Source organism: Vasconcelosia minhoensis LEGE 07310, assembly GCF_015207255.1.
In the GTDB taxonomy this organism is placed as follows: Bacteria; Cyanobacteriota; Cyanobacteriia; order Phormidesmidales; family Phormidesmidaceae; genus Vasconcelosia; species Vasconcelosia minhoensis.
The window spans coordinates 21,726-27,725 of the sequence record NZ_JADEXG010000070.1 but is presented as its reverse complement, the minus strand read 5'-3'; the positions used below and the strand labels follow the sequence as shown (position 1 = coordinate 27,725).

Below are 6,000 nucleotides of genomic sequence, written 5' to 3'. Positions count from 1 at the left end.
CTACTCCCCTACTCCAACCCAAACGCATCTTCCACTCCCCCCCCCTCCCCGGCGCAGCCACCATCGCCGTCGCCCAATCTCCCCAGGAATACACCGCCCGCACCGGCCAAATCTCCCTGATCGGCACCGGCCCCGGCAGCCTGGCTCAAATCACCCCGGCAGCTAAAGCCGCCCTTAGTCAGGCGGACGCCATCATCGGCTATTCCCTCTACATCGATCTGATCCGTCCTCTACTGCGCCCCGGCCAGATGGTTGAACCCCAGCCCATCACCCAGGAACGGCAGCGGGCCGAACGCGCGATCGCGCTAGCCGACTGGGGCCTGAACGTCGCTGTAATTTCCTCAGGCGACTGCGGCATCTACGGCATGGCCGGTCTAGTCTTAGAAAGCCTCAAAGCTCAGGGCTGGGACGGTTTGACGCCTCGGGTGCAGGTAATGCCCGGCATTAGCGCCCTCCAGGCTGCCGCCGCCCGGGTGGGTGCACCACTGATGCACGACTTCTGCGCCATCAGTCTGAGCGATTTGCTTACCCCCTGGCCGGTTATTGAAAAGCGGCTGACGGCAGCGGCGCAGGCGGACTTTGTAGTGGCGCTGTACAATCCCAAATCTAAAACTCGGATAGAGCAGATTGAGATTGCCCATAGGATTTTTCTGAGGGAGAGAGATGGGGGGACGCCGGTTGCGATCGCGCAGTCCCTCTATCGCCAGGACGAAAAAATTGTCCTCACCACGCTGGCCGACATGCTCACCCACCCCATTGACATGCTGACCGTGATCATCATCGGCAATCAGAGCAGTACCGCCTATGCCGACTGGTTCATCACGCCCCGGGGCTATCTGGGCTTCAAGTGAAAATCAATGGGAGCTCAACATAATCGAGACCAGGGCCACCTTCGGACTGGCGTCAAAGTCATCGCTGATGGTCAAGGTGACGGTGGCAGCGAAATTGAATTGAGAGATGAGTAACATGGGTATGTCAAGCGAAATAATCGCTAGATGGGTTCCAGGTGATCGTCGAACAGGTCTAGATAGAGTGCGTCATTGGCAGCGGCAGCGGCACCCCACAGGTCTTGAGCCGCAAAGCGAACGCTGTACACATGCTGGGGCTTTGGATCCAGCCGCTGGCCAACCGTATCGGGGAACACATAAACACCGTAATCTTTGACGATGGTGCCGGTCTTACCTCGCACATAGCGCGGCAGCCGGGTATAGGTTTGAGGATGCATTACCTTGGCCCGGACGCGATCGCCTACCTGAAATAAGGCCGGCGAATCGCTTTCGGCCTGACAGCTCAGCCCGTCGCGCAGCAGCGCTTCAGCCTGGGTCGCGGTCATGCGGGTATTTGGGGTTTCAATCGCCATCGTTCGGTTGAAAAAGCATTCTAAATCTAGGTTAAGTACCTGAGCATTAAAATTTACATAGAAGGAATTGTCATTCCGAGCATAGCGTAGACGCTTGCGGCTTCCCGCAGGGTGGAATCTCTCAATCACTGACGCTTCTGAGATAGATGCCTCGACAGGCTCGGCATGACATCAGGCTCTCCTTTGTAAAAAATGTGTAATTAATTTTGTTCGACTACTTACCGGTCTTGAGCCAGCTGAGCCATGCGCTCCTCAATTTCGGCTTGGGTGACCAGCTGATGCTCGGTAATTAACAGCTCCAAGGCGTAGAGCCATCGCTCATAGTAGCTAGCGCTGAGATACTGCGCCGGCGGCATCCGTTCTGAGGCGTGGCGGGTTTCATCCACCGGAAAATAGTTGCCAAAGGTGGCAAAGCTCATGGCAAACACCTTGGCTTCCCATTCTGAGTGAAAGACGGGTTCATCTGCTTCAATCGGAATCGGACCCATATTGTGCATTCCGCCCATATCGTGCGGCCCGTTCATGGTGCGGCCTCCGACGCCACCCGCTCAGATTTGGGTGAATCAACCTTCGCGGTGCCAATCATGGCATTGCGTGTGACCAAAACGCTCAGCTGTTCTTCTGTCATCCCTTCCGTCCCCGCTGGCCGCTCCGGCAGCACCAGATAGCGCAGATCGGCATTGCTGTCCCACACTCGCACCTCTACCTGCTCGGAAATCTCCAGCCCAAATTCCTGCAGCACGCTGCGCGGGTCGATCACCGCCCGAGAACGATAGGCAAAGGACTTATACCAGGTTGGCGGCAGTCCTAAAATGGCCCAGGGATAACAGGAGCAAAGGGTACAGACAATTAGGTTATGAACGGCTGGGGTGTTCTCGACCACCACCATATGCTCACTGGAAAAGCCCGTCAGCCCCAGCTCCGCGATCGCGCCTGTCCCATCAGCCAAGAGCCGCTGCTTAAACGCCGGATCGGTCCAGGCTTTGGCAACAATCCGCGCCCCGCTGTGGGGGCCAATCCGATGCTCATAGGCGTCGATGATCGTATCGAGCGCAGCAGGCTCGACAATTCCTTTCTCAACCAGCAGCGACTCGATCGCCTTGACGCGCAGGGCAATGTCAGCTTTGGGATGTTCGTGAGCAGAACTCATAGGCGTTTGTTTACGGTATGGACGGAGCTTTGCAGTCCAGCAGCTGCTTGATTTGGGTCTCTAGCTCGTCGTCTTCGATCACGCCAGACGCGATCGCGACCTTCTCCAGCGCCGCCAGCCAACATTGATAATAGTCCCATTCGGGGTCTTGGATATCGTGGGTGGCCTCCCACTCGCCGATGGTCTCAATCAGGGTCTGCCGGAAGTCTTCCCATTCGTAATGGCCCTGCTTGGAAAGCGCGATCGCAATCCCAAAGGCCAGCTTTTCCCAATCGCGATCGAACTGCAAATGCCCGTTCCGACGCGGTGGCGCTTCTTCCGGTGAGCCCATCAGGCTGGTGGCGACAAAATGCTCGAATTTAGTAAACATGCCTTGACAATCCTGATCGCAAGTAGGTCAACTGATAACCAAACTACACCGACACCTGAGCCACCCCCATCATCGCCTCCGGCGTCAGCAGGGCCGCTAGTTCGGCCTCACTCATGTTCTCCGTCCCAGCCGGACGCATGGGCAGCACCCACCAGCGAATCTGAGCGCTGGTATCCCAAACGCGGATCTCAACCGAGTCATCCAGCTCTACCCCAAACTCCGACAGCACCACCCGGGGCTCCCGGGCGACCCGCGCCCGAAAGGTGGGATCTTTGAACCAGTAGGGAGGCAGCCCCAGCGTCGGCCAGGGATAGCAGGAGCAGAGTGTACAGACAATCACGTTATGCACCTCCGGCGTGTTTTCCGCAATCCGCATATGCTCGCCTTCGGCCCCGGACATCCCCGCCGGAAAGTCCATCTGCTCACAGGCCGCGTTGCAGTCGGCTAGCAGCAGCTGCTTGAAGTCAGGATCTACCCAGGCCCGGGCCACCAGCTTGGCCCCATTAAACGGCCCCATCTTGGTTTCGAAATGGCCCAGCACGCTATCGACCGTGTTGCCGGTGATAATCCCTTTTTCAATCAGCAGCGACTCCAGCGCCTTCACCCTGGCGGCGCTAACGGCCTCCCGGTCGGCCCCATGTTTGAATCCTGGATAGTTACTCGGCATAGTGATTTTTCCTAGGGAATGTTCTCTAAAGCGCCTCTAAATAAACTTCAAAAATGTCGTTGTAGTAGACCATGTTGTCATCCGTCAGCGCCTTGTTCCAGAGATCCGTTGCCTTAAACGCCAGGCTATATACCGGCATGGGCGTGCCTATGCCATCGGCAGTGGGGAAGAAGTAGGTAAAGGCCCCTTCATACACCTTCACCACTTCGGCTGCTCGGCCTCGAATGTGACCCGGCAGGCGGGTATGGTCGCCCGACAGCACCTGCTTCACTCGGACGCGATCGCCCAGGCTAAACTTAGGCGTATCGGTGGAAGGGCGCAGGGGAGAGTCACCTTCGGTCAGATACTTTAGCAGCTGGTCGTCAATCGCCGGGTCGCCGCCGCTGGGCAGCGGTGCCGCCTCGCTATCTTCTAAATATTGAGCTGTCCGCGCATCCAGCTCTTCCTGGGTGATGTAGCCCTCCTCCACGAAGAAGCCCGAGATGCCGCCTAGCCATTTCTCGTAGTAGCGCAGCCGAAAATATTCAAAGGGGTTCATACCCTCCGCCCCCATGCGCAGATGGCCCCAGGTCCAGAAGCTTTTGAACTGGGTCGGCACCTGGCCGATGGGATAGTTAGGCCGCGATTCGCCCAAGTGATTGCTGAGCGCCATCATCGCCGTATGAATGCCAAAGATGCGCTTCTCCCAAGGCTCAACAAACACCTTGGTTTCAAAATTAATCGGGTCTAGCCCTTCCAAACCACCGATATGATGCTGTAGTTTCATAGACCTATCCTGCACTCAACCAGGTGAAAATAATTAGGAAACATAGTCGTAAGCTTTAGCCAGACAGCTCTGAAAGCCTGCCCGCAGCTCTTGCTCATCCAGATTCCTGCCAATGAATACCAGCTGATTCCGGCGCTGTTCACCGGGTCGCCAGGGCTTGCCCGGCCGACCGTCCAGGGTCATGTGAACGCCCTGACAGACGAACCGCCGATCGGCATGATCGACATCCAAAATGCCCTTCATCCGAAAAATGTCGGCCCCTTTCGCCTGCACCAGCTGATAGAGCCAGCGGTTGAGCTGGTCACTGTCTACCGTGCCCGGTTCGGTAATGGCAACTGAGTAAACCGATTCGTCATGGTCATGGACGTCGTCATCCAGGATTTCTGGATCGATGCTCAGCGCATTCTGTAGATTAAACGCCTGAATGCCCAGCAGCCGCTCCAGGGCAATCTCACAGTTTTGGGTGGAGTGAATGGCCGCGATCGCGTTCATCCCCCGCACCTTTTGCGTCAGCGCGGTCAGTCGCTCCTCAGAAACCAGGTCTGTCTTATTGAGCAAAACCACATCGGCAAAGGCAATCTGCTCCTGCACTTCGCTGCTCTCCCAATGGGCTAAAACGTACTGGGAATCGACCACTGTGATTACCGCATCCAGCTGGGTTTGCCGGGCCATCACCTCGTCCATAAAGAAGGACTGAATCACCGGGGCCGGGTCGGCCAGGCCGGTTGTTTCAATGATTAAATGGTCGAACTTCTCCGGCCGCGCCATCAGATCGCGAGTCATCCTGATCAGGTCTCCCCGGACGGTGCAGCAGATACAGCCGTTGTTCATCTCAAAGATTTCTTCATCGGTATCCACTACCAGCTGATGGTCAATCCCGACCTCGCCAAACTCGTTGACAATCACCGCAATCCGCTGGCCGTGCTGCTCCGCCAGAATGCGATTGAGCAAAGTCGTTTTACCGGCTCCCAAATAGCCGGTGAGCACCGTGACCGGAATCCGCTGAATCAGTGCCATGGGTCTATCTCCCTAAATTTCTTCACCGCTGCCCAACGGCTGCAATGACGTGGTCATCGCCTTGCCCCACGCTTCGGAAAGGTAGCCAAAAATTGCGCCCAGGATCATCGCTACGATCGCAATCAGGACAGGATTATTCGGCAGCCCAGCCGTAACCGGCAAACCCGTCACGGCAACGGTTCCGACTGTCTGCGAAAAGCCCCAGACAATTGCAGGCGTAATCCCATGGGTAAAGGGCAGCTTCGACGCCTGCACCATGGCCGCGCTGCCGATGCCGACGCAGATAGCCGCGACGATGATGTTATTCCCAATCAGGTCGATCGCCAGCAGGGATAGAGCCGCAATGATAATCCCCGTAATGTTGCAGGCAACCGACTTGACAAATCCCCGCGAGCCGCCGCCTACGATAAAGAAAGACGCCCAGGCGGTAAACGTCACCCAGACGGGAACGGGAATGACGGTCGCGGTGACCAACACATCGACCCCGCCTAGCACCCCGATGCTAACGGTCAATGCCTCAGACTGTTTCATGTGAGTCCTCCCTCTGGAGATAAGCTCGAAGGTTCAAAAACGTCTGATCCTGTCGCCCGGTCTACGGAAAGCGCCCCCAGCGATAGACGGCCTGAGTGAAGTTAATGGATACCGCAAGTTTATTGCGGCGCTGAGCAAT

At 56.9% G+C, this 6,000-nt stretch carries 9 protein-coding genes; 1 reads left to right on the top strand and 8 read right to left on the bottom strand.

Annotated features, from left to right (window positions below; all coding sequences use genetic code 11):
• Window positions 1–851, top strand: an 851-nt coding sequence (gene cobJ / locus IQ241_RS21680) for a precorrin-3B C(17)-methyltransferase (protein WP_193911262.1), incomplete at its 5' end; no start/stop codon positions are given.
• 140 nt (window positions 852–991) lie between these two features.
• Here cobJ and IQ241_RS21675 read toward each other — a convergent pair.
• The 8 genes from IQ241_RS21675 to IQ241_RS21640 all read right to left on the bottom strand — a co-directional run bounded on the left by IQ241_RS21675 (window position 992) and on the right by IQ241_RS21640 (window position 5,861).
• Window positions 992–1,360, bottom strand: coding sequence for an SH3-like domain-containing protein (locus IQ241_RS21675; protein WP_193911260.1), 369 nt, complete (start codon window positions 1,358–1,360; stop codon window positions 992–994).
• Between the two features lie 218 nt (window positions 1,361–1,578).
• Window positions 1,579–1,884, bottom strand: a complete 306-nt coding sequence (locus tag IQ241_RS21670) for an SH3-like domain-containing protein (RefSeq protein WP_193911258.1) — start codon at window positions 1,882–1,884, stop codon at window positions 1,579–1,581.
• Window positions 1,881–2,510: a nitrile hydratase subunit alpha gene (nthA, locus tag IQ241_RS21665; RefSeq protein ID WP_193911256.1), complete on the bottom strand. Its 630-nt coding sequence runs from the start codon at window positions 2,508–2,510 to the stop codon at window positions 1,881–1,883. The genes IQ241_RS21670 and nthA (IQ241_RS21665) overlap by 4 nt, the downstream gene beginning before the upstream one ends.
• Before the next feature lie 10 nt (window positions 2,511–2,520).
• Window positions 2,521–2,880, bottom strand: coding sequence for a nitrile hydratase accessory protein (locus IQ241_RS21660; protein ID WP_193911254.1), 360 nt, complete (start codon window positions 2,878–2,880; stop codon window positions 2,521–2,523).
• Window positions 2,881–2,923: 43 nt separating this feature from the next.
• A complete protein-coding gene (gene nthA / locus IQ241_RS21655; protein ID WP_193911252.1) occupies window positions 2,924–3,547 on the bottom strand; it encodes a nitrile hydratase subunit alpha in 624 nt (207 codons plus the stop codon).
• Window positions 3,548–3,572: 25 nt separating this feature from the next.
• Window positions 3,573–4,313 (bottom strand): nitrile hydratase subunit beta, encoded by a 741-nt coding sequence (gene nthB / locus IQ241_RS21650; protein ID WP_193911250.1) that lies wholly within the window; start codon window positions 4,311–4,313, stop codon window positions 3,573–3,575.
• A 33-nt stretch (window positions 4,314–4,346) separates the two neighbouring features.
• The gene (locus tag IQ241_RS21645) at window positions 4,347–5,330 is read right to left on the bottom strand and encodes a CobW family GTP-binding protein (RefSeq protein ID WP_193911248.1); all 984 of its coding nucleotides are present in this window, start codon (window positions 5,328–5,330) and stop codon (window positions 4,347–4,349) included.
• Between the two features lie 12 nt (window positions 5,331–5,342).
• A complete protein-coding gene (locus tag IQ241_RS21640; protein ID WP_193911246.1) occupies window positions 5,343–5,861 on the bottom strand; it encodes a DUF1097 domain-containing protein in 519 nt (172 codons plus the stop codon).
• Between the last annotated feature and the right edge of the window lie 139 nt (window positions 5,862–6,000).

Bases quoted from the DNA above. Each gene is read 5' to 3' on its own strand.
- IQ241_RS21640 (WP_193911246.1), bottom strand. From the start codon at position 5,861: ATGAAACAGTCTGAGGCATTGACCGTTAGCATCGGGGTGCTAGGCGGG.
- IQ241_RS21675 (WP_193911260.1), bottom strand. From the start codon at position 1,360: ATGGCGATTGAAACCCCAAATACCCGCATGACCGCGACCCAGGCTGAA.
- IQ241_RS21660 (WP_193911254.1), bottom strand. From the start codon at position 2,880: ATGTTTACTAAATTCGAGCATTTTGTCGCCACCAGCCTGATGGGCTCA.
- nthB (WP_193911250.1), bottom strand. From the start codon at position 4,313: ATGAAACTACAGCATCATATCGGTGGTTTGGAAGGGCTAGACCCGATT.
- IQ241_RS21670 (WP_193911258.1), bottom strand. From the start codon at position 1,884: ATGAACGGGCCGCACGATATGGGCGGAATGCACAATATGGGTCCGATT.
- nthA (WP_193911252.1), bottom strand. From the start codon at position 3,547: ATGCCGAGTAACTATCCAGGATTCAAACATGGGGCCGACCGGGAGGCC.
- IQ241_RS21645 (WP_193911248.1), bottom strand. From the start codon at position 5,330: ATGGCACTGATTCAGCGGATTCCGGTCACGGTGCTCACCGGCTATTTG.
- nthA (WP_193911256.1), bottom strand. From the start codon at position 2,510: ATGAGTTCTGCTCACGAACATCCCAAAGCTGACATTGCCCTGCGCGTC.